This is a genomic window from Nonomuraea sp. NPDC049378, assembly GCF_055586745.1.
Window position 1 is genome coordinate 141,292 of sequence record NZ_JBVJHP010000013.1, and the last position, 20,050, is coordinate 161,341.

At 72.1% G+C, this 20,050-nt stretch carries 19 protein-coding genes; 6 read left to right on the forward strand and 13 right to left on the reverse strand.

The window, feature by feature from the left end:
• Positions 1 to 69 precede the first annotated feature (69 nt).
• The 8 genes from ftsR to ACZ6SA_RS27900 all read right to left on the reverse strand — a co-directional run bounded on the left by ftsR (position 70) and on the right by ACZ6SA_RS27900 (position 8,748).
• On the reverse strand, positions 70 to 729 hold the full coding sequence (gene ftsR, locus ACZ6SA_RS27865; RefSeq protein WP_465831368.1) for a transcriptional regulator FtsR: 660 nt from the start codon (positions 727 to 729) through the stop codon (positions 70 to 72).
• A 67-nt stretch (positions 730 to 796) separates the two neighbouring features.
• Positions 797 to 1,309, reverse strand: a complete 513-nt coding sequence (locus tag ACZ6SA_RS27870) for an FHA domain-containing protein (protein WP_132603765.1) — start codon at positions 1,307 to 1,309, stop codon at positions 797 to 799.
• Positions 1,310 to 1,577: 268 nt separating this feature from the next.
• Positions 1,578 to 4,082 (reverse strand): mannose-1-phosphate guanyltransferase, encoded by a 2,505-nt coding sequence (locus ACZ6SA_RS27875; RefSeq protein WP_347645054.1) that lies wholly within the window; start codon positions 4,080 to 4,082, stop codon positions 1,578 to 1,580.
• Positions 4,083 to 4,086: 4 nt separating this feature from the next.
• A complete protein-coding gene (locus tag ACZ6SA_RS27880; protein WP_347645053.1) occupies positions 4,087 to 4,668 on the reverse strand; it encodes a CDP-alcohol phosphatidyltransferase family protein in 582 nt (193 codons plus the stop codon).
• A 258-nt stretch (positions 4,669 to 4,926) separates the two neighbouring features.
• A complete protein-coding gene (locus ACZ6SA_RS27885; RefSeq protein WP_465831371.1) occupies positions 4,927 to 5,721 on the reverse strand; it encodes a GNAT family N-acetyltransferase in 795 nt (264 codons plus the stop codon).
• Entirely contained in the window at positions 5,721 to 6,308 is a 588-nt protein-coding gene (locus tag ACZ6SA_RS27890) for a phosphoribosylanthranilate isomerase (protein WP_465831373.1), read from the reverse strand. The genes ACZ6SA_RS27885 and ACZ6SA_RS27890 overlap by 1 nt, the downstream gene beginning before the upstream one ends.
• A 161-nt stretch (positions 6,309 to 6,469) precedes the next feature.
• The gene (locus tag ACZ6SA_RS27895) at positions 6,470 to 7,147 is read right to left on the reverse strand and encodes a response regulator (RefSeq protein ID WP_465831375.1); all 678 of its coding nucleotides are present in this window, start codon (positions 7,145 to 7,147) and stop codon (positions 6,470 to 6,472) included.
• Entirely contained in the window at positions 7,144 to 8,748 is a 1,605-nt protein-coding gene (locus ACZ6SA_RS27900) for a sensor histidine kinase (protein ID WP_347645049.1), read from the reverse strand. The genes ACZ6SA_RS27895 and ACZ6SA_RS27900 overlap by 4 nt, the downstream gene beginning before the upstream one ends.
• Positions 8,749 to 8,878: 130 nt before the next feature.
• Between ACZ6SA_RS27900 and ACZ6SA_RS27905 the strand changes: the two genes are divergently transcribed.
• Together ACZ6SA_RS27905 and ACZ6SA_RS27910 are read left to right on the forward strand one after the other, a co-directional pair.
• Positions 8,879 to 9,469, forward strand: coding sequence for a class I SAM-dependent methyltransferase (locus ACZ6SA_RS27905; RefSeq protein WP_347645047.1), 591 nt, complete (start codon positions 8,879 to 8,881; stop codon positions 9,467 to 9,469).
• Between the two features lie 26 nt (positions 9,470 to 9,495).
• Positions 9,496 to 10,677, forward strand: coding sequence for an acyl-CoA dehydrogenase family protein (locus tag ACZ6SA_RS27910; protein ID WP_465831378.1), 1,182 nt, complete (start codon positions 9,496 to 9,498; stop codon positions 10,675 to 10,677).
• A gap of 283 nt (positions 10,678 to 10,960) precedes the next feature.
• Here the strand turns inward: ACZ6SA_RS27910 and ACZ6SA_RS27915 are convergent, their stop codons facing one another.
• From ACZ6SA_RS27915 to ACZ6SA_RS27925, 3 genes are read right to left on the reverse strand one after another with little or no spacing between them, the layout of a single operon-like run.
• Complete coding sequence (locus ACZ6SA_RS27915) at positions 10,961 to 11,740, reverse strand: enoyl-CoA hydratase/isomerase family protein (RefSeq protein WP_347645045.1); 780 nt, start codon at positions 11,738 to 11,740, stop codon at positions 10,961 to 10,963.
• Positions 11,737 to 12,651, reverse strand: coding sequence for an alpha/beta hydrolase (locus tag ACZ6SA_RS27920; protein WP_443152601.1), 915 nt, complete (start codon positions 12,649 to 12,651; stop codon positions 11,737 to 11,739). Before ACZ6SA_RS27920 ends, ACZ6SA_RS27915 begins: the two co-directional genes overlap by 4 nt.
• A 9-nt stretch (positions 12,652 to 12,660) precedes the next feature.
• Complete coding sequence (locus tag ACZ6SA_RS27925) at positions 12,661 to 13,347, reverse strand: gamma-glutamyl-gamma-aminobutyrate hydrolase family protein (protein WP_347645042.1); 687 nt, start codon at positions 13,345 to 13,347, stop codon at positions 12,661 to 12,663.
• Positions 13,348 to 13,841: 494 nt separating this feature from the next.
• On the opposite strand from ACZ6SA_RS27925, the gene ACZ6SA_RS27930 reads away from it, so the two are divergent.
• Together ACZ6SA_RS27930 and ACZ6SA_RS27935 are read left to right on the forward strand one after the other, a co-directional pair.
• Positions 13,842 to 14,960, forward strand: coding sequence for a globin domain-containing protein (locus ACZ6SA_RS27930; RefSeq protein WP_347645041.1), 1,119 nt, complete (start codon positions 13,842 to 13,844; stop codon positions 14,958 to 14,960).
• 83 nt (positions 14,961 to 15,043) lie between these two features.
• Complete coding sequence (locus tag ACZ6SA_RS27935) at positions 15,044 to 16,561, forward strand: sialidase family protein (protein ID WP_465831381.1); 1,518 nt, start codon at positions 15,044 to 15,046, stop codon at positions 16,559 to 16,561.
• 33 nt (positions 16,562 to 16,594) lie between these two features.
• Here the strand turns inward: ACZ6SA_RS27935 and ACZ6SA_RS27940 are convergent, their stop codons facing one another.
• On the reverse strand, positions 16,595 to 17,386 hold the full coding sequence (locus tag ACZ6SA_RS27940) for a helix-turn-helix domain-containing protein (RefSeq protein WP_347645039.1): 792 nt from the start codon (positions 17,384 to 17,386) through the stop codon (positions 16,595 to 16,597).
• 152 nt (positions 17,387 to 17,538) lie between these two features.
• On the opposite strand from ACZ6SA_RS27940, the gene ACZ6SA_RS27945 reads away from it, so the two are divergent.
• Both ACZ6SA_RS27945 and ACZ6SA_RS27950 read left to right on the forward strand, forming a co-directional pair.
• Positions 17,539 to 18,618, forward strand: a complete 1,080-nt coding sequence (locus tag ACZ6SA_RS27945; RefSeq protein WP_347645038.1) for a WD40/YVTN/BNR-like repeat-containing protein — start codon at positions 17,539 to 17,541, stop codon at positions 18,616 to 18,618.
• Positions 18,619 to 18,621: 3 nt separating this feature from the next.
• Positions 18,622 to 18,930, forward strand: a complete 309-nt coding sequence (locus ACZ6SA_RS27950) for a ubiquitin family protein (RefSeq protein WP_201761224.1) — start codon at positions 18,622 to 18,624, stop codon at positions 18,928 to 18,930.
• A gap of 108 nt (positions 18,931 to 19,038) precedes the next feature.
• Here the strand turns inward: ACZ6SA_RS27950 and ACZ6SA_RS27955 are convergent, their stop codons facing one another.
• On the reverse strand, positions 19,039 to 19,992 hold the full coding sequence (locus ACZ6SA_RS27955) for an endonuclease/exonuclease/phosphatase family protein (RefSeq protein WP_465831385.1): 954 nt from the start codon (positions 19,990 to 19,992) through the stop codon (positions 19,039 to 19,041).
• Positions 19,993 to 20,050: the final 58 nt, after the last annotated feature.

The following is a 20,050-nucleotide window of genomic DNA, read 5'->3' on the forward strand; positions in this document are numbered from 1 at the left end:
GGCTTCTGCATTTCAACGTAACACCCGGCGGGCCTGGAATGTGCCGCCGCCTCCCAGCTCGCCGCGGTCTCAGCGCCCCAGCACGGACCGGACACCCGTGCGCACAAGGGATGCGTGCAGGTCGAGCAGGAGTGCGGAAAGCTCCCTGGCCACCTCGTCGGCCTCGCCGATGGCACCGGGGGCGCGCCGCTTGAGTATCGGTGCGACGGTCTGCTCGACCAGGCCGCACTCGCGCTCGGCCGCCGCCTTGACCGCGCGCAGATGCCGGGCGCGCAGGCCGAAGCGGGCCAGGGCGCCGACGGTGCGGGCCACCGCGAGCGCCTCCTCGTCGTAGCGACGGGCCACCGGGGCGAGCAGGCCGTAGTCCTCCAGCTCGGCGAGGGTCTCCTCGTCGATGCTCGCGGCCTCGATCAGCTCGGCCCGGCTGAGCCTGCTCTCCTGCTTGCCGTTGTCCTGCAGGGCGCGCGGGCGGCCGAAGCCCTCCGCCATCTTGTCCTTGATCACCCGCAGCGGCAGGTAGTGGTCGCGCTGCTCGGTGAGGATGAAGCGCAGCTGCTCCACGTGCAGGTGCGTGAACTTGCGGTAGCCGGACGGGCTGCGCTCGGGCTCGATCAGCCCTTCGCCCTCCAGGAAACGGATCTTGGAGATGGTGACATCGGGGAACTCGCCCTGCAGGAGCGCGAGCACCTCCCCGATGCTCATGTGCGAGCGTGCCGCCTGCGACGTCATGCGCGCTCCTCCCCTTGCCGCATGGTCACGCACGAGACGGCGTCCGCCGGTCGCCCGCTTCGCCCCCTCATGCCCCGGAGCTGCCCCGCATCAGGAAGACAAGGCGGAACTTGCCGATCTGCACCTCGTCGCCGGAGTGCAGGGGAACCTCCTCGATCCGCTCCCTGTTGACGTAGGTGCCGTTGAGGCTGCCCACGTCGCGCACGGAGAACTGGCCGCCGCGGTGGCGGTAGAACTCGACGTGGCGGCGGGAGACGGTGATGTCGTCGAGGAAGATGTCACTCTCCGGATGGCGCCCGGTCGTGGTCAGGTCCTTGTCGAGCCGGAAGCGGCTGCCCTGGTTGGGCCCCCTGGTCACCGTGAGCAGCGCCGCGCCGGGCGGCAGCTGCTCGACCAGCGCCCGCTCGGCCAGGAGCATGTCGCCTGTCTCAGCCTCATACGCCTCGATTCCCGCCACCGAGATCGTCGATGTGGTGTCCCCGGAGACCTCGAGTCTGGTCAGCGGTGACCCACAGCGGGAACAGAAACGGGCATCCTCGGGGTTGGCGTGCCCGCACTGCGTGCAGTAGACGCTCGGCATCGATCGGCTCGGCCTCCTACCGCGAAGACGCGGCGACGGTGCTCTGGAGCGCGCCTCGCTTCGCTTTTTCAAGTTTGCGAATGCCGCAACTTACGCTGATCAGCGGCAAAGGTCAAGACGGGGCGCTGGACTGTGGTCAGGACGCAGACAAAGTTACCGCCGCCCCTGCCCTGCGGTCCATGCCGCCGCGCGTTTCTACATTACGATCTTGCGGGACCGTCCGCGCACAATCGCGGCCCGGCCGTTCTCGCGCCCGCCCGGCCGGGGGTCACGTGGCGGCCTGTTCCACGACGCGGGCCCAGCGTTCGAGCAGCGCCTGCGCGCCGTCCACGTCGGAGGCCTCGGCCCACAGGTCGGTGACGGGCTCGGCCGCGGCCGGCAGCACCAGCACCCAGCTGCCGTCGTCGCGGGCCACCCGCACCCCGTCGGTGGTGTCAATGCGGCGGCCCTCCGGCTCGGCCTCGGCCGCCTCGATGACGGAGCGCATCACGGCTCCCTTGGCCGCCCACGGCGTGGGCACGGTCCGCCTGAGCAGCTTCACCTCGGGGATCCTCGCGTCGATCTGGCTGAGCGACAGGCGGGTGCGGGCGACCAGGCCGAGCAGGCGCAGGAACGCGGCCAGCCCGTCGATCGCGGGGCTGAACTCCGGCACCACGAAGCCGCCGCGCCCGTCGGCCGCGAAGATCATGTCGGGGCCGGCGGCGGCCGAGGTGAGCGCGTCGAGCGCGGTGGACGTCCACTGCACCTGCACGCCGTGGAAGCGGCACACCTGCTCGGCGACCCTGGTCGTGGTGACGGGCAGGGCCACCCGGCCGCTCCTGCGTTCGGCGGCCACGAGGTCGAGCACGACCAGCAGCGCGCGCTCCTCGCTGATGAGCTGGCCCATCTCGTCGACCAGGGCGATGCGCTCGCCGACCGGGTCGAACCTGACGCCGAAGGCCGCCCGCGAGGAGCTGACCAGCTCCGACAGGCGTTGCAGGTCGCGCCGCCGGCCGGCGAGCGTCTCCGTGGGCGAGACGTCGTCGAGGCGGGCGTTGACGGTGAGCACCTCGACGCCGACCCGGCCGAGCAGCGTGGGCAGCACCAGCGAGGAGGTGCCTCCCGCGCAGTCGACGACGACCTTCATGTCCTTGACGCCGGTCACGCCGGCGTGACGCAGCAGTTCGTGGGTGTAGTCCTCGACGGCCCTGGCCGGGTAGGCGAGCTCCGCGATCTCCCCGGGGAAGGCGCGGCGGAACTCCTGGCGGGAGAAGACCCGCTCCAGCTTGCGCTGGGCGGCCGGGGGCAGGTCGGCGCCGCGGTCGTCCATGATGACGATGTCCACGCTCTGCGGGTCGCCCGGCGTGGTGCGCAGCGCGATCCCGCCCGCCGCCGAGCCCCTGGCGGTGTGGAAGCGGGCCACCGGCAGCGGGGCCGCCTCCAGATCGAGCACGTTGATCGCGCCGGCGGTCAGCGCGCCGATGACGGCCCGCTTGAGCGCCCTGGCGGCCAGGGAGCAGTCGCGCGAGGTGACGACGTGCTCGCCCTTCCTGAGGGTGGTGGCGTACGCGCTGGCCAGGCGGACGCACAGTTCGGCGGTGATCTCGACGTTGACCAGGCCGCTGACGCCTCTCGTGCCGAAGAGGTTGCGCTGGCCGCGCGACTCCCAGATGACACTGGTGTTGACGACCGCGCCGGCCTCGATCGTCTTGAACGGGTAGACCCGGACGCCGCTGGAGACGTACGCCTCCGCCTCGATGACGCATTCGTCGCCGATGACGGAGTTCTCCTCGATGCGGGCGCCGGACATCACGTCGGTGCTCTTGCCGATGACGCAGCCCCGCAGGTGGGCGCCGGGGCCGAGGTAGACGTTGTCGTGGACGACCGCGCGGTGCAGGAAGGCGCCCTCGCGGACGACGACGTTGTTGCCGAGCACGGTGTATTCGCGCAGCTCCGCCCCCGCCTCGACCTTGGCGTAGTCGCCGATGAGCAGCGGGCCCTTGAGCACGGCGTCGGGGTCGACCGCGGCGGAGTCGGCGACCCAGACGCCCGGCGAGAGCTCGAAGCCGCCGATGTCCACCGCGACCCTGCCGGACAGGGCGTCGGCGTGGGCCTTGAGATAGCTTTCGTGGGTGCCGACGTCCTCCCAGTAGCCGTCGGCCACGTAGCCGTAGATGGCCGCGCCGCGGGCGAGGAGCGCGGGGAAGACGTCGGAGGACCAGTCGACGGGCTCGCCGGTGGCCACGGCGTCGAGGACCTCGGGTTCCATGACGTAGACGCCGGTGTTCACGGTGTCGGAGAAGACCTGTCCCCAGGTGGGCTTCTCCAGGAAGCGCTGCACCCTGCCCTCGTCGTCGACGATGATGATCCCGAACTCGAGCGGATTCGGCACACGTTTCAGCCCGATGGTCACCAGGGCGGCATTCTCGCGATGGAACCGGATCATGTCCGTTAAATCAATATCCGTCAGAGCGTCGCCGGAGATGACCAGGAAACGATCGTCGCGGAGGCGGTCGGCGGCGTTCTTGACGCTGCCCGCGGTGCCGAGGGGCAGGTCCTCGGTGGCGTACTGGAGGTTCATGCCGAGCTCGTCGCCGTCGCCGAAGTAGGTGCGCACGAGGGCGGCCAGGAACTGGACGGTGACCACCGTCTCGGTGATGCCGTGCCGCTTGAGCAGGCGCAGGACGTGCTCCATGATCGGGCGGTTGGCCACGGGGAGCAGAGGCTTGGGCTGGTTGGCGGTCATCGGACGCAGCCGAGTGCCCTCCCCGCCCGCCATGACGACCGCCTTCACCCGATCACTCCTTCTTGGCCGAGATTACGAGCCGGCGCACCTGTACCACATACAGCACCCCCGCCCACCAGTACAGGCCCGTTCCCCATAGGGCGAACGCCCACCCGACAATTCGGGCTATATCGGCATACCACCCAGTGTGGGAGGCAAGGAAGAGGAGAGGGAAGGCGTACATGAGATTGAACATGGCGGCCTTGCCCAGGAAATGCACCTGAAGTGCCTTATAGCCATGTTTGCGAAGTACGGGGAAGGAACACGCGACGAAGAGTTCGCGACCGACGATGACCGCGACCAGCCACCACGGGATGACGTCGCGCAGCAGCAGCGCGAAGATGGTGGCGAAGACGTAGAGCTTGTCGGCGGCCGGGTCGATGATCCGGCCCAGCCTGCTCGTCTGGTTGAAGGCCCGGGCGATCTTTCCGTCGAGCCAGTCCGTGAACCCGGCGACCGCGAGGATCCCGATCGCCCACCCGTCCGCCTTGGGCCCCAGAACCAGCCAGAGGAACACGGGGACGCCCAGGAGGCGCAGGAAGCTCAGCAGGTTAGGAACCGTCCAGATCCGGTCCTCGGCGGAAGTATCGCTCACGCAGGAGACCCTACTGCGTGGAACTCCACCGCAGCGGTCCCGCCCGAACTCCCTTCACGGCGGGCCCCCGCGGCCTCGACGGCGGTCCGGGGCGCCCGCCGGCCGCTCGCACACGAGCGCCCGCTCAGCGGCCCGCTTCCGGTCCGGCGAGCCCCTGGGCACCGCCTCCGCGGGTAGCCGGAGCGGGTAGCCGAGCGGGGTCGCCGGAGCGGGCCGTCAGAGCAGGCCCGCCGGAGCAGGGCCGCCGGAGCAGGGCCGTCAGGCGCGGAGGAAGGCGTGGGTGGAACCGAGGGGTTCGAACCCGAGCCGGCCGTAGAAGTCTTTCGGCCAGTCGGCCGCATCGGCCACCAGGAAGATCAGCTCGGCCTCCGCCTGCTCCGCGAGCAGCGCGGTCATCAGGGCCCGCGCATGGCCCTTGCCCCGGTGCTGCTCGCCGGTGAAGACGCTCTCGATCTGGGCGACCCCGCCGTCGACGTACAGGTCGGCCCTGGCGGCGATCTCCCCCGCCTCCCCGTCGCCGGCGCGGACCCCGCGGAAACCCACCGTGCCCGCCGTGCCCGCCCCGCGCAGCCGGCGCTGCACGCGCCGGGCGAGCCCGTCGATCACGTCGTCGGGCGCCTGCGGCAGCGCCTGGCGCCAGTCGCGGCGCAGCACGGGCAGCAGCTCCTGCAGTTCCAGCCGGTCGGCCGCGGGCGGGTCGTGGGGGATCGCGCCGCGGTAGGCCATGATCAGGTTGGTCTCGTGCTCGTAGCCGGCGGCGGCGAAAGCGGGTGCGAGGGTGGCGCCGAGCCGGTCGTCGTCCACGCACACCAGCCGGTGGGCCCGCTCGGCGAGCACCTCGTCCGCCGCCCGGAGCAGCTCGTCCGCATCCGGGTCGCCGGACCAGACGATCAGCTTGTTGTCGTCGTAGGAGCGGGGGAAGCTGTCGTCCAGCACCGCGAACCCGCCAGGGACCGGCACCTCGACGGGCGCCCTGCGCCGGGCGAAGGCGTGGGTGAAGCCGATGGCACGGGCCAGGTCTCCCGGCGCGGCGGCGCCGGCGTGCCCGTCCATCAGCCGCGTACGGCCGTCAGGAACGCCCTGATGAGAGCCGGGTCCTTCACTCCGGGCGACGTCTCCACGCCGCTGGACACGTCGACCCCCCACGGCTCGGCCGCCGCGATCGCGTCGGCGACGTTGCCCGGGGCGAGGCCGCCCGCCAGCAACCACCGGCCGGACGGCCTGCCGCGCACGGCCGCCCACTCCCAGGGCAGGCCGGATCCGGCGTGTGGCGCGTCGACGATGAGCAGGTCCTCGTCGAAGGCGCCGCACCGCAGGTCCGCCTCCGCGTCGACGGCCCTGACCAGGCGCACGCCGAGGTCCTTCAGAGCGGTGAAGTCGCCGTGCGGATGCCTGCCGTGCAGCTGCACGGCACGCACCCCGGAGGCCAGCGCGGCCGCGCGCACCGTCTCGGGGTCCTCGCCCCGGAACACCCCGACGGTGAGCACGTGGGCGGGAACGAGCGCGGCCAGCGCGGCCGCCCGCTCGACGGTGATCCTGCGGGGGCTGCGGGTCATGACCAGCCCGATGGCGTCGGCTCCCGTCTCGACGGCGGCGGCAACGTGCTCGGGCTCGCTCAGCCCGCAGATCTTCACGTACACACTCCCGACCTTAGCGGCGGCGGCCGCCCTCCGGCGACCGCGGCCCTCCGGCGGTCAGGACCGTCCGGCGGCGACCCGCAGGACGTGCCGCCGGACGGTACGCCGACCGGTACGCCGGCCCGCGTACCGGCGGCGCTCAGCCGGAGGGCGGGGGCGGGCGCTCAGCCGCGGGGCGGGCGTACGGGGCGGAAGGAGGCGTCGACCAGGCCGGTGCGGTGGGCGACGACGGCGGCCTGGATGCGGTTGCGCAGGCCCAGCTTGTCCATCGCCGCCGCGATGTGGGTCTTGACGGTGGTCACGCCCACGTACAGTTCCTCGGCGATCTCGGCGTTGGACAGACCTGCCCCCACCAGGGCGAGCACCTCGACCTCCCGCTCGGTCAGCCCGGCGGGCGGGGCGGGCGCGACGTGCTGCTCCCCCGCGGCCAGGAACCGCTCCACGACCCTGCGCAACACGGACGGCGCCAGCAGTTGCTCCCCGGCCGCCGCGCGGCGAACGGCGTCCACCATGCGCTCGGGATCGTCGTCCTTGACCAGGAACCCGACCGCGCCGGCCCGCAGGGCGGCGTAGACGTTGGCGTCCTCGGCGAACGTCGTCAGCACCACGATCCTGACCCCCGGACGGGTCCTGACCACGCGTTTGATCGCCTCCAGGCCGTCGACCTTGGGCATGCGCAGGTCCATGAGGATCACGTCGGGCAGGTGGCGTTCGGCCAGCCGCACCGCCTCGGCGCCGTCGACGGCCTCGCCGATCACCTCCATGTCGCCCGCGGCCTGCAGCAGCATGCGCACGCCCGCGCGGACGAGCGCCTGGTCGTCGGCGATCAGCACGCGGATCACGCGGTGCTCCCCTGGGACAGGCGCGCGGGCAGGCTGGCGGCCAGGAGCCAGCCGCCCTCGCCGTCGGGGCCGGCGGACAGGGTGCCGCCGAGGGCGCGGACGCGTTCGCGCATGCCGGCCAGCCCGCGCCCGGAGGAGGGCAGCCGCTCGATGTCGGTGGGCGGCCGGCCGTTGCGGATCTCCACGGAGAGCCCGTCGCGTGACGGGGTGACGCTGACGCGGACCTGCGTGCCTGGTCCGGCGTGTTTGAGCACGTTGGTGAGTCCTTCCTGGACGATACGGGCGGCGGAGGCGCGGGCGATGAGCGGGGCGCGGTCGGCGGCCGGGTCGAGGTCGAGCTCGACGTCGAGGCCGGCGGCGGCCATGCGGTCGGCCGACTCGCGGATGACGTCGGCGGGGTTGGCCAGCAGGCCGGGCTGCCTGTCGGGGTCGCGCAGCAGGTCGAGCAGCTCGCGCAGGTCCTGCAGCACCTGGTGGCCGGCGTCGCGGATGTCGGTGAGCGCGTCGGCGACGGGGCCGTCGGGCGCGGCGTAGCGGGCGGCGCCGGCGCGCAGCACCATGGCGCCGACGTGGTGGGCGACGATGTCGTGCACGTCGCGGGCGATGCGCTCGCGTTCGGCCAGCTGGTCGGCCCGCACCTGCGCGACGGCGGCGCGGGCGGACTCCTCGGCGCGCAGCCGTTCCGCGGCCAGGGCGGCCTGCCGCATCCCGAGGTAGCGGCCGATCGCGATCGGCGTGGCCACCAGCGTCATCAGCACGCCGGCGCGGAACGGGGTGATCTCGGTCTCGGGGCCGACCACGGCGATCGCGGTGAGCAGGCAGCCGGTCAGGTAGGCGGCCCCGACCCAGGCCCACGACCCCACCCGCATGGAGAACACGCCGATCGCGGTCAGGGTGAGGATCACGCAGGTGTTGACGGTGTTGTTCAGGTAGGTGTCGGCGGAGACGAGCAGCACGCCCTGCAGCAGGAACACCAGTCCCGGCAGCCGCCTGGCGATGCCCAGCGACAGGCCGCCCACGACGGCCAGCAGCCCCACCACCCAGACGGGCTGCGCGCCCAGGTGCCAGGAGCTCCACGTGCTGAGCACGGTGATGGCGACCCCGCCGGCGGCGAGCAGCGCGTCGGGCGTGACGTCGCGCTCCTCCAGCCGCCCCGCCGTGCTGCGCAGGTAGGCGCCGAGCACGGCGGGGAAGACCGGCAGGAGGACGGAGTACATCCAGGTGTTGGCGGTCGGCGCGAAGCCGGGGTCGGCGATGTTGCACGCGGTGGCGAGGATCGTGACGGCCACGGCCGCGGTGGTGGCCCGCAGGCCGGAGCGGTGCCCTGCCACGCCGAGGGCGACGCAGATGAGGATCTGCGCGGTGTTGGAGGTGAACGAGCCGATCTGGTCGGTCACCATGAGCAGCGCGGCCAGGCAGAAGGTGACGGTCACCGGCCGGTGCCGGACGAGCCCCATGGGCAGGCCCACCAGCAGCGCCATCGGGAGGTTCATCTCGGCGGGCAGGAACTCGGTGTCGCCCGCGTGCGCCGTCGTCAGCAGGTCGAGGCCCACGCCGGAGACGGCGAGCAGGACATCGAGAGGGACACCGCGCCAGCGCATGCGCACAACCGTATCCGCCCAGCGTGGAAGGCCGATCCTTCCCGTGGACGGCTCCGCCTCCTCCTACTGGCCGCACATCCGCCCGGAGGAGGGAGCGACCCACCTAAGATCCTGCCCATAAAGTCGTGCCATGTCGAACGACAGCGCACTCTTCCTTGGCCAGTTCCTGCGTGCCCCCTCCAAGATCGGCGCGGTCGCCCCGAGTTCGCGCCGGCTGGCCGCGAACGTCTGCGCGCCGATCCCCGAGCGCGGCGAGCCGACCGTGGTGGAGCTGGGACCCGGCACCGGCCCGTTCACCGCGGAGATCCAGCAGCGGCTCGCCGGGCGGGGCCACCACCTCGCCGTCGAGGTCAACGACCTGATGGCGCAGCTGCTCGCCGAGCGCTTCCCCACCGTGGACGTGGCGCACGCCGACGCGGCCCGGCTCGGCGAGTTGCTGCGCGAGCGAGGGCTGCGGCAGGCGGACGTGGTGGTCAGCGGGCTGCCGTGGGCGGCGTTCCCCGAGGAGACGCAGCGTGACCTGCTCGGTGCGGTGACGTCGGCGATGAGCCCGGTGGCGGCGTTCACCACGTTCTCCTACGTGCACGCCATCCCGCTCAGCTCGGCGCGGCGCTTCCGTGCGCTGCTGGCCGAGCGCTTCGAGGAGGTCGTGCCGGGGCGTACGGTGTGGCGCAACCCTCCCCCGGCCTTCGTCTTCCACGCGCGGCGGCCTCGACCCTGATCAGAACATGATTCTACGATGGCGTGATGGACTTCACCCTTCCCGAGAGCGCCCTCGCCGTCCAGCGGGGCATCGGCGCCATCTGCTCGCGATACGACCTCGCCTACTGGCAGCGGTGCGAGAGCGACAAGCGCTGGCCTGAGGAGGTCTGGGACGAGCTGGCCAAGGGCGGCTGGCTGGGCCTGGCGGTGCCGGAGGAGCACGGCGGCGGCGGGCAGGGGCTGCTGGAGCTGGCGGTGGCCACGGAGACGCTCTCGGCGTCGGGCGCGGCGGGCGGGTCGGCGTTCACGTACGTGCTGACCCCCGGCTTCGGCGCGCTCACGATCGACCGGCACGGCAGCGCCGGGCAGCGGGCGGAACTGCTGCCGAGGCTGGCCACGGGCGAGGTCGAGACCTGCTTCGCGCTGACCGAGCCGGACGCCGGATCCAACTCGCTGGCGATCACCACGTCGGCCCGGCGCGACGGCGGGGATTTCGTGGTCAACGGGCAGAAGATCTGGATCACCGGCGTGCAGCGGGCCACCTGGATGCTGCTGGTGACCAGGACGGTCCCGGCCGCCAAAGCGCGCCCGCGCAGCCACGGGCTGACGGTGCTGCTGGTGAACGTGCCCGAGGCGGTCGCCTCCGGAGGCCTGTCCTACCGGCCGATCCCCAAGATGGGCGCGAACACGACGCCGTCGAACATGGTGTTCATCGACGATCTGCGGGTGCCCGCCTCCAACGTGGTCGGTGAGGTGGACCAGGGTGTGGCGGTGTTGTGGGACATCCTCAACCCCGAGCGGGTGCTGCTGGCCGCCTCGGCGCTCGGCACGGCGGAGGTCGCGTTGCGGGTGGCCGTCGACTATGCCAGGGAGCGGGAGGTGTTCGGCCGGCCGATCGGCGCCAACCAGGCGATCTCCTTCCCGCTGGCGCAGGTGAAGGCCAAGATCGAGCTGGCCAGATTGATGATCTACAAGGCCGCGTGGTGCTTCGACCGGCGGCTGCCGTGCGGCACCGAGGCCAACATCGCCAAGCTCACGGCGTCACAGGCGGCCTGGGAGGCGGCAGACGCGGCGTTCCAGACGCACGGCGGGATGGCCTATTCCCACGAGTATCCGGTCGCCAGGCTGCTGACCGACGCCAGGATCGCGAAGGTGGCACCTGTGACCGAGGAGCTCCTGCTCAACTACCTCGCGACCCAGGTGCTCGGACTCCCCCGCAGCTTCTAGCGGCCGGGCCGGTCGGGCCGGCCGCGAGGCGTGGAGCGCCGACGCCCGCCCGTTCTGGCGCGTTCGCCCCGCTCGTCCACCCTGCTCGTCCACTGGGCCATCGCCGCGCGCTCTCCCCCTTCGTCGTACGGCGTGCGCCGGACGCCCTGCGAGGCTTTCGGCTCCGCGTCCGCCGGGGCGACGTTCTCGGCCTCGGCGAACAGTGCCCGCCGGTGCCGGCGCGGTCATCTGGTCGACCTTGGGGCTGCGCCTACCCGGGCGGGCGGCAAGCACACCCGGCGCATCAGCCGAACGACGGCGGCCGCTTGTCCCGCAGGGCGCGCAGGCCCTCGGTCACGTCGGGCCCGGTGAAGCCGAGGAACTCCATGGCGAGGGAGGCGTCGAACGACGGGCCCGCCAGGCGCAGCCAGTTGTTGAGCGAGTATTTCGTCAGCCTGATCGCCTCCTGGGCGCCGGCGGCGAGGCGTACCGCGATCTCCAGCGCCCTGTCGTGCACCTGGTCGTCGTCGACGCAGAGGCTGACCAGCCCCATCCGCTCGGCCTGCTCGCCCGTCACGGGCTCGCACAGCAGCAGGTGGTATTTCGCCTTGGCCAGCCCGCACAGCAGCGGCCAGACGATCGCGGCATGGTCGCCCGCGGCGACGCCGAGCCTCGTGTGACCGTCGATGATCCGCGCGGTGCGCCCGGCGACGGAGATGTCGGCCAGGAGCGCGACGGCGAGCCCGGCGCCGACGGCGGGGCCCTGGATGGCCGAGACGATCGGCTTGGAGCAGTTGAGGACGTTGTAGACGATGTCGCGGGCCTCGGCGAAGACGCGCAGCCTGGTGGCGTGGTCGCGGGTCATCTCCTCGATCATGGACAGGTCGCCGCCGGCGGAGAACGCCGTGCCCTCTCCCCGGACGAGCACGGCCCTGACGCCGTCGTCGCGGTCGGCGTCGCGCCAGATCTCGCCCAGCTCGCGGTGGGCCGCGGCGTCGACGGCGTTGAGCCGGCCCGGCTCGCTGATCGTGACCCGCAGCACGCCGTCGGCCGGGGTGTCGATCTTCAGCTTGGTGTAGGTCACAGCGCCTCTCGCAGCCGCCCCGCGATGTGGTCGCGGGCCTCGCCCGCCTGGTCGAACAGGCCGGGCAGGCCGAAGAAGTTGTGCACCGCGCCGTCGAACCTGCGTAGCTCGACCGGCACGCCGGCGTCCGTCAGGCGCCGGGCGTAGCTCTCGCCCTCGTCGCGGAGCACGTCGTATTCGGCCGTCACGATGGTGGCGGGCGCCAGGCCGGCGACGTCGGGCAGGCACAGCGGGGACAGCCGCGGGTCGGCCGGGTCGGCGTCGGGGGCGTACTGGCGGGCGAACCACGCCATCTCCTCGGCCTCCAGCCCGAAGCCCTTGGCGAACTCCGTGTAGCTGGGCGTCCGCATCGCCACGTCGAGCACCGGGTAGACGAGCACCTGGTGGGCCAGCCGGAGCCCGGCGTCGCGGGCCTGCCATGCGGCGACGGCCGCCAGGTTGCCGCCCGCGCTGTCGCCGACGACGGCCACGCGGCCGTTGCTCTGGTAGAAGGCGGGCCTGGCGAAGATGTCGCGCACGACCGTCCACGCGTCGTCGGCGGCGGCCGGGAAGGCGTGCTCGGGGGCCAGCCGGTAGTCGACGGACACGACCACCGCGCCGGTGCGGATGGCCAGGTCGCGCCCCAACGCGTCGTTGCGCTTGACGCTGCCGAGGACCCACCCGCCCCCGTGGAAATAGACCACGACGGGCAGCTGGCCGTCGCCCGGGTCGGCGCGGTAGATCCGGATCGGCACGCCCTCGGCGCGCTCGTCGCGGACGAACGGCAGCTTGGTGAGCGGACCGCGCTGGGCCGCCAGGCCGTCATGTGCGCGCAACTCCTGGATCCCGGCCAGGTCGAGCATGGCCGGATCGGCGCCCAGATCCGACGGATGGACGGCGATGTAGTCCCGCGACTGAGGGTGCAGCGGCATGATCGAAGCTTATCGGGCCGCCTCCATGAACGCATCGAAGAGCCGATCCTCGAGATCGCGCTCGGGATGCCATTGCACGCCCACGCCGAACCTGTGGCCCTGCACCTCGACGCCCTCGACGATCTGGTCGTCGGCCCAGGCCACGGCCAGCAGCCCGGTGCCGAGGCGGCGGACGGACTGGTGGTGCGGCGCGACGACCTCGACCCGGTCTCCGATCGCCTTGCCGAGCTTGCTGGACACGCTGACCTGGAGCGTGTGGGGCGTGCCCGGCTCGGCGTGATGGTGGTCGCCGAGCACGTCGGGCAACCAGGGGATCAGCGTGCCGCCCTGGGCGACGTTGAGCACGTGCATGCCCCTGGCGATGGCCAGGATCGGCACGTCGGCCTTGACCGCCGCCCTGGCCAGGGCCAGTTCGAAGCGGTCGCGGTGCGGCTGCCCGTCGGGGACCCGGTCGTCGCGCTCGCCGTTGTAGGCGGAGGCGTCCACCTCGACCCCTCCGGCCAGGACCACCCCCCGCAGGCCGCGTACGTAGTCGTCGATGGCGTTCAGGCCGAGCGGCGGGAGCACCACGGGCGCGCCCCCGGCCCGGTCGACCGCCTTGGCGTAGGAGGGCGGCGAGAGCACGGCCTCCCGCACCCAGTCGCTCCAGCGGGCGGCCTCGAAGTAGGCGGTGATACCGATCAGCGGACGGGACATGCGATCTCCAGGGGCATGGTGGAGTTCGTTCGGCCACCAGCCGGTCGAGGTGACGGCTACATGCCCATCATGGCGCACAGCCTTTCCGATTTGTCACCCCTCCCCAAGATCCCCTCCCGCCACGTGCCTCCCACGGCCCCCGGCGATCGACCCGGTGATCGACCCGGCGACTGACCCGACGATCGACGGGGCCGTCCTCGAGGCGAGGCGCCGTGACGCCCGGAGGGCGCATCCGGCTCCCCCATCACATGAATGCGACTTTTATTCACGATTATTGTCCGAAAAACCTAGAAATATCGTACGGACAGCCCTGCGCAAGATTCTGCTTCGCACCTTATTGGAGGGAAATGGTTGTGACGCGTCATCGGTGGTGTAAGACTCATTTGCGAGCGCAGCAGAAGTGCCGGGGAGGGACGTGCGCTCATCACCCGGAACCGTCAGGGAGGTGAACGGCAAGACCGGAATGCGTTTCCGGTCACAAGTGGGGTGGGAATATGTCGTTGAATCCGCGCCTGGTCAAGGAGAGTTTCTCCGTCATCGAGCCGGTGGCCGAGCAGGCCACGGCCTACTTCTACGGCCGGCTGTTCGCTGAGAATCCACACCTGCGAGGCATGTTCCCGCCGGCTCTGGACGTCCAGCGCGACCGGTTGTTCAGCGCGTTGACCAGGATCGTGTGGAGCCTGGACAGCCCGGACAGCATGGCGGGGTTCCTCGGCCAGATGGGCCGGGACCACCGCAAGTACGGCGTGGTCGCCGACCACTACGCGGCCGTGGGCAAGGCGCTGCTCGCCACGGTCCGCCGCTTCGCCGCCGAGGTATGGAGCCCCGAGATCGAGGAGGCGTGGGTGGCGGCGTACGCGGCCGCCGCCAAGATGATGATCGACTCGGCCGAGGCCGACGCGGGGGTCTCGCCCGCCTGGTGGCTCGCCGAGGTCGTCGGCCACGAGCTGCGCCACCAGGACATCGCGGTCATCACGTTGCGGCCCGCGCAGCGGCTGCCGTACACGTCCGGCCAGTACGTCACCGTGCAGACGGCGCGCTGGCCCCGCGTGTGGCGCACGTTCTCCATCGCCAACGCGCCGCGCCAGGACAACACGATCAGCCTGCACGTGCGCTCGGTGCCCGGCGGCTGGGTGTCGACGACCCTGGCCAGGCACACGCGGGTCGGCGACACGGTCATGCTGGGGCCGCCGATGGGCACGATGACACCGCGCGAGCAGAGCGTGCGCGACGTGCTGTGCGTGGCGGGCGGCACGGGCCTGGCGCCGCTGAAGGCGATCGTGGAGTCCATCATCGCCTCCGGCCGGCGGCCCGCCATCCACCTGCTGCACGGCGCCCGCACCGCCGGCGAGCTGTACGACCTGCCCGACCTGATCAGGATGGAGTCGGCCTTCCCGTGGCTGCGGGTCGTGCCCGTGGTCTCGGACCAGCCGTCGTACGACGGGATGCGCGGCCACCTACCCGAGGTCACCCGGCGCCTGCGCTCCTGGACCGAGCACGACGTGTACGTCTGCGGCCCGTCGCCCATGGTGAACGAGACGGTCCGCTGCCTGCAGCGCGACGGCGTGCCCCTGTCGCGGATCCACCGCGACGTCGTGCGCGCGGAACGATGAGGGGGCCCGATCGGCGATCAGGAGGTTGACAGGGGCGGCGGAACGGTGCCAGCTGGAACTGACACGCCAAGTGGAGGTGGACTGTGCCATCCCCCGCCGGGCGCCGAGGAAACGGGCTCCTGTCCGTACCGGCCGCCGTCGCCGCGACCCTCCTGCTCACCTCCTCCTCCCCCGCCGCCGCGGCGGTCCCGCTGACCGAGATCGGGTCCGACGCGTACGCCAACGCCACCAGCCAGCACGGCACCCAGGCCGGGCCCGACACCTTCCAGTGGGGCTCGGCCCTCGTGACCGCGCACCAGTCGGGCCGGTTCTTCGACGGCGGCGCCACCGGCATCGCGTTCGCCGCCTCCTCCGACAACGGCGGCACCTGGACGAAGGGGGTGCTGCCCGGGATCACCACGTTCGGCGGCGGCTCCCACGACCGGGTCAGCGACCCGTCGGTGGCCTACGACGCCCGGCACCGCGTCTGGCTGATCGCGTCGCTGGCGCTGTCGGAGGAGGGCGGGATCGCAGGGACGGCGGTGCTCGCCAGCCGCTCCGCCGACGGCGGCCGTACGTGGGACGCGCCCGTCACGGTGGCCACGGCGGGCGACGACGACGGCGACAGGGGCGGGGACGGGGACGGCGGGAACGGCGGCGATGAGGGCGGGGACGGGGGCGGCGACCTGGACAAGACCTGGATCGCCTGCGACAACAGCCTGTCCAGCCCTTTCCACGGCCACTGCCACGCGACCTTCGACGACCACGCCGCGGGCAACGCGATCACGATGGCGCGTTCCTCCGACGGCGGCCTGACCTGGACGGTGACCGCCACCCCCGCGAACGGGCTCGGCGGGCAGCCGGTCGTGCGGCCTGACGGGGTCGTGGTGGTGCCGTACCTGAGCGACGAGGGCGAGATCCGCTCCATCCGCTCCGGCGACGGCGGCGCGAGCTGGGAACCCAGCGTGCTGGTCACGGCGGTGCGGCGGCACACGGTCGCGGGCGGCCTGCGGGCGGCGCCGCTGCCGTCGGCGGAGACGGACGCGACCGGCGCCGTGTACGTCGCCTGGCACGACTGCCGCTTCCAGTACCGGTGCTCCGGCAACGACATCGTGCTGAGCAGGTCCGCCACCGGCGAGGAGTGGAGCCGTGTCATGCGGGCCACCAGCGACGGCGGCGACCACTTCATCCCCGGCCTGGGCGTCGACCGCGCCAGCGCGGGCGGCACGGTACGGCTCGCGCTCACCTACTACCGCTACCCCGACGCCGCCTGCACCGCCGCCACCTGCAGGCTGACGGTCGGCTACACCTCCTCCACCAACGGCGGGGCCACCTGGGCGGCCCCTCAGGAGCTGCACGGGGCGATGCCGCTGGACTGGTTCGCCGACACCGCGCAGGGCCGCATGGCGGGCGACTACATCTCCACCTCGGTCGTCCCCGGCGGCGCGGCCCACGCGGCCTTCACGGTGGCGGCGCCGCCTTCGGGCGGGGCGTTCGACGTCCGCACCTGCACCGTCACCGGCGGCCTGCCGATCACGGGCGGGGGCCCGGCTCCGATCTCCGTCGAGGTGGCCACCGTGACGGGCGAGGAGACACCGGTCCCGCCCGCCACGGCCCGCTAGCCCCATCGCCGCGGGCGTAACGGCCAGGAGCGGTCAGCGGAAGGTGGCGGCGGTCTCCTCGTCGGCGGGCCAGAAGGTCTCGATGGCCAGCTCGGAGACCGTCACGTCCATCGGCGTGCCGAACGTCGCGATCGTGGTGAACATCGACAACACCCGGTCACCGGCGGCGACGCGCAGCGGCAGCAGGATGTCGCCGGGTCCCGGCACGTGCGCCACGTTCAGGTCCACGCCCGGATAGGCGTAGGACGCCAGCTCGTCGTGGAGCTCGGCCAGGCGCCCGTCGCCGGACGTCTCGGCCTGCCTGCGCAACCGGTGCAGCAGGTGGGCCCGCACCTCGGCCAGGTTGAGCAGCCGCCCGCCCATCGCGTCCGGGTGCAGCGACAACCGCATCACGTTGACCGGCTCCGCCAGCAGTTCCGCCGGCACGCCCTCCATGAACATCGCGGCCGCCTTGTTGGCCGCCACCAGGTTCCAGGCGGCGTCCACCACGAGCGCCGGATACGGCTCGTGCCCGGCCAGGATCCTGTCCAGGGCCTGCCGTACGAGGTGCATCTCCGGAGCCCGGACGGCGCGCTCGGGATAGATCGGGGCGAACCCCGCGGACACCAGCAGCCGGTTACGGTGCCGCAGCGGCACCTCCAGCTCCTCGGCCAGCTTCAGCACCATCTCGCGGCTGGGCCGGGCGCGCCCGGTCTCCAGGAAGCTGACGTGGCGCGCGGAGACGCCGGCCTCGATGGCCAGATCGAGCTGGCTCACCCGCCGTCGTTGCCGCCACGACCGCAACAAATCACCAAAAGATTCCTCATGTACGGCTACCGCTCCCATATCTGGAACGTTAGCGCCTGGCGGGAATGGCGACGATTACGTCCCGGGTCATGCGCGACCGGACCGGTGCGGAGCGACGGGAATCTCCCAGACCTCGGTAACTGTCGGTGGCGCGTGACACGATGGCCGCAAAGCGAACCTGGGAGCGTGTCATGAGTGACGCAGTGCTCGCGATCGGCACCCGCAAGGGCCTGTTCCTGGCCCGCTCGGCGGGCGGTGGCCCGTTCGAGATCCAGCCGATCCAGTTCTCCACGATCGCGGTGCCCTCGGTGGCCGTCGACACGCGCGGCGGCGCGCCCCGGCTGCTGGCCGGCGTCGAATACGGCCACTTCGGTCCGTCCGTCATGTATTCGGATGACCTCGGGCAGACCTGGCAGGAGGCGGAGCAGCCGCCCATCGCCTTCCCCGAGAAGACCGGGGCCACGCTCACGCGGGTGTGGCAGCTCGCGCCCTCGCCGTCCGAGCCCGGCGTGGTGTGGGCGGGCGTCGAGCCGGGCGCCCTGTTCCGCTCGGAGGATCGCGGGGTCACCTACCGGCTCGTCGAGGGCCTGTGGGAGCACCCCCACCGCCCGCTCTGGGAGCCCGGCGGCGGCGGGCTGTGCCTGCACACGATCGTCAGCCACCCCACCGACCCGGCGGTCATGGGGGTGGCCGTCTCGACCGGCGGCTTCTACCGCACGACCGACGGCGGCCTGACCTGGGAGGCGGCCAACCAGCACATCCGCGCCCCGTTCATGCCGGAGGGCAGGCAGTTCCCCGAGTTCGGGCAGTGCGTGCACAAGGTGACCACCGACGCGGCCCGGCCGGAGCGGCTCTACCTGCAGCACCACTTCGGCGTCTATCGCAGCGACGACTTCGGCGGCAGCTGGCACGACATCGGCTCGGCCCTGCCGTCCGACTTCGGGTTCCCGATCGTGGCCCATCCGTCGCGGCCGGACACGGTCTTCGTGCTGCCGCTCACGGCCGACATGGACCGCACGCCCGTCGGCCACCGCTACCGCGTCTTCCGCAGCGACGACGCCGGCGAGACGTGGCGGCCCTTCTCCGCGGGCCTGCCGGAAGGGCCGGTGCACGCGGCCGTGCTGCGTGACGCGATGACCGCGTCGGAGGCGGGGGTCTTCTTCGGCACGCGCGACGGCGAGGTCCACTGCTCGCGCGACGACGGCGAGACCTGGTCACTGGTCGCCCGGCACCTGCCCGACGTGCTCACCGTGCGCGCGGCGGTGCTCTAGCCGATGAGCAGGCCGGTGATGTTGGTCGTGTTCGTGCTGCCCAGCTCGTTGCGCAGGTGGGTGAGCGGGATGCAGGAGGTGAAGGTCTTCGCGGTCGGCGCCGACCGCGACTCCCCGCCCACCCTGGGCTCGGCCCTCGACATGCTCCGGCGCACGCATCCGCTGCTGGAGGAGCGGCTGCGCGACGAGTACGGCCGCATCCGCAGGCACATCAGCATGATCGTGTGCGGCGAGAACGCCCGGGGCTTGGGCAGCCTCGACTGCGCGCTGCCGCCGGGCGCCGAGGTCTACGTGCTGCCCGCCCTCGCCTGAGCCCGGCCGGCCGGCCGCCGTCCGGGCCCGTGACAACGGTCGGCGCCCGACGGATGTCGGGCACGGCGAACCAGGGCGACCTGCCCGGGGTCGCCCAGCGAGGCCGGCTCACTTCCCGGTGGCGACCGAGACGGTGGCGTCGACGATGCGGTGGTCGGAGCAGGGCTTGTCGCGGTTGCCGCCGCAGACGTTCCCGATCGGATGGGCGTCGGCGCTGTAGCGGGTCAGCCGCTCGGCGGGGACGAAGATCAGATCGGCCTTCCCCGACTGGCCGCAGGCCCCGAGCTTGTTGCTCTCGGTGGTCTGCTCGCCCCAGCCGGGGCACACGGCCTCGCGGTCGTCGAGCTCGTGGTAGCGGCCGGTGTTGCCGTGGTTGGCGTCGGTGTTGACCGTGGCGTCGTACCAGGTGTCCAGCAGCGGTGAGTCCGGCTGCACGTTGAAGTCGCCCGCGATGATCGGGACGTCCCCCCTGGAGCGGTACGACTCCAGGACGCCGTGCACCTGGCCCAGCTGGGCGGACTTGGAGGCGGCGACCGTGGTCAGGTGGGTGGTGCAGAATCTGGTGCCGGGTCGCGCGGCGACGTGCGCGCAGAGGAGCTTGCGCTGCTTGCCCGACCCGTCGTACGGCAGGGTCTGCCGTAGGGTCTCGCCCAGCGCGAAACGGCTGAAGACCGCGATGCCGATGCCGTGCCCGGCACAGTAGCCGGGGTCGCCGGCCGCCGTCATCGGCTCGAAGCGGGCGAAGTTCGTGGCGTTCTGCGGCCAGCCCATGCCCTGCAGCGCGTCGATCACGGCGCCGTACTGGTTGCGGCAGATCTCGTTGATCGACACGAGGTCCGGCTTGCGATAGCTGATCGATCCGGCGATCGCCTGGATGATGCCGTTCGTGGTCGAGCCCAGGTGCGAATGGTGCCCGGCCATGTTCCAGTGCCAGATCTTGTACGTCGCGGTCGCCGAGGAGGCCGCCGACGCGGGAGCCGTCAGAAGGGCGGCGGTGGTGACGAGGGAGGCCACCACCGTCCACAACAGGCGCCCGAAGCCGGGCACACGCGAGATCCCCATGAGAGCCGTCCCCTTCTTCGTGACCAGCTCCCAGCGATCCTGCCGGAGGGGATCTTCC

Coding starts and splice junctions, on each gene's coding strand:
- ACZ6SA_RS27950 (WP_201761224.1), top strand. CDS start 18,622: ATGAGCAGGCCGGTGATGTTGGTCGTGTTCGTGCTGCCCAGCTCGTTG.
- ACZ6SA_RS27905 (WP_347645047.1), top strand. CDS start 8,879: ATGTCGAACGACAGCGCACTCTTCCTTGGCCAGTTCCTGCGTGCCCCC.
- ACZ6SA_RS27885 (WP_465831371.1), bottom strand. CDS start 5,721: ATGGACGGGCACGCCGGCGCCGCCGCGCCGGGAGACCTGGCCCGTGCC.
- ACZ6SA_RS27930 (WP_347645041.1), top strand. CDS start 13,842: ATGTCGTTGAATCCGCGCCTGGTCAAGGAGAGTTTCTCCGTCATCGAG.
- ACZ6SA_RS27920 (WP_443152601.1), bottom strand. CDS start 12,651: ATGCCGCTGCACCCTCAGTCGCGGGACTACATCGCCGTCCATCCGTCG.
- ACZ6SA_RS27900 (WP_347645049.1), bottom strand. CDS start 8,748: ATGCGCTGGCGCGGTGTCCCTCTCGATGTCCTGCTCGCCGTCTCCGGC.
- ACZ6SA_RS27870 (WP_132603765.1), bottom strand. CDS start 1,309: ATGCCGAGCGTCTACTGCACGCAGTGCGGGCACGCCAACCCCGAGGAT.
- ACZ6SA_RS27910 (WP_465831378.1), top strand. CDS start 9,496: ATGGACTTCACCCTTCCCGAGAGCGCCCTCGCCGTCCAGCGGGGCATC.
- ACZ6SA_RS27945 (WP_347645038.1), top strand. CDS start 17,539: ATGAGTGACGCAGTGCTCGCGATCGGCACCCGCAAGGGCCTGTTCCTG.
- ACZ6SA_RS27925 (WP_347645042.1), bottom strand. CDS start 13,347: ATGTCCCGTCCGCTGATCGGTATCACCGCCTACTTCGAGGCCGCCCGC.
- ACZ6SA_RS27940 (WP_347645039.1), bottom strand. CDS start 17,386: ATGGGAGCGGTAGCCGTACATGAGGAATCTTTTGGTGATTTGTTGCGG.
- ACZ6SA_RS27955 (WP_465831385.1), bottom strand. CDS start 19,992: ATGGGGATCTCGCGTGTGCCCGGCTTCGGGCGCCTGTTGTGGACGGTG.
- ftsR (WP_465831368.1), bottom strand. CDS start 729: ATGACGTCGCAGGCGGCACGCTCGCACATGAGCATCGGGGAGGTGCTC.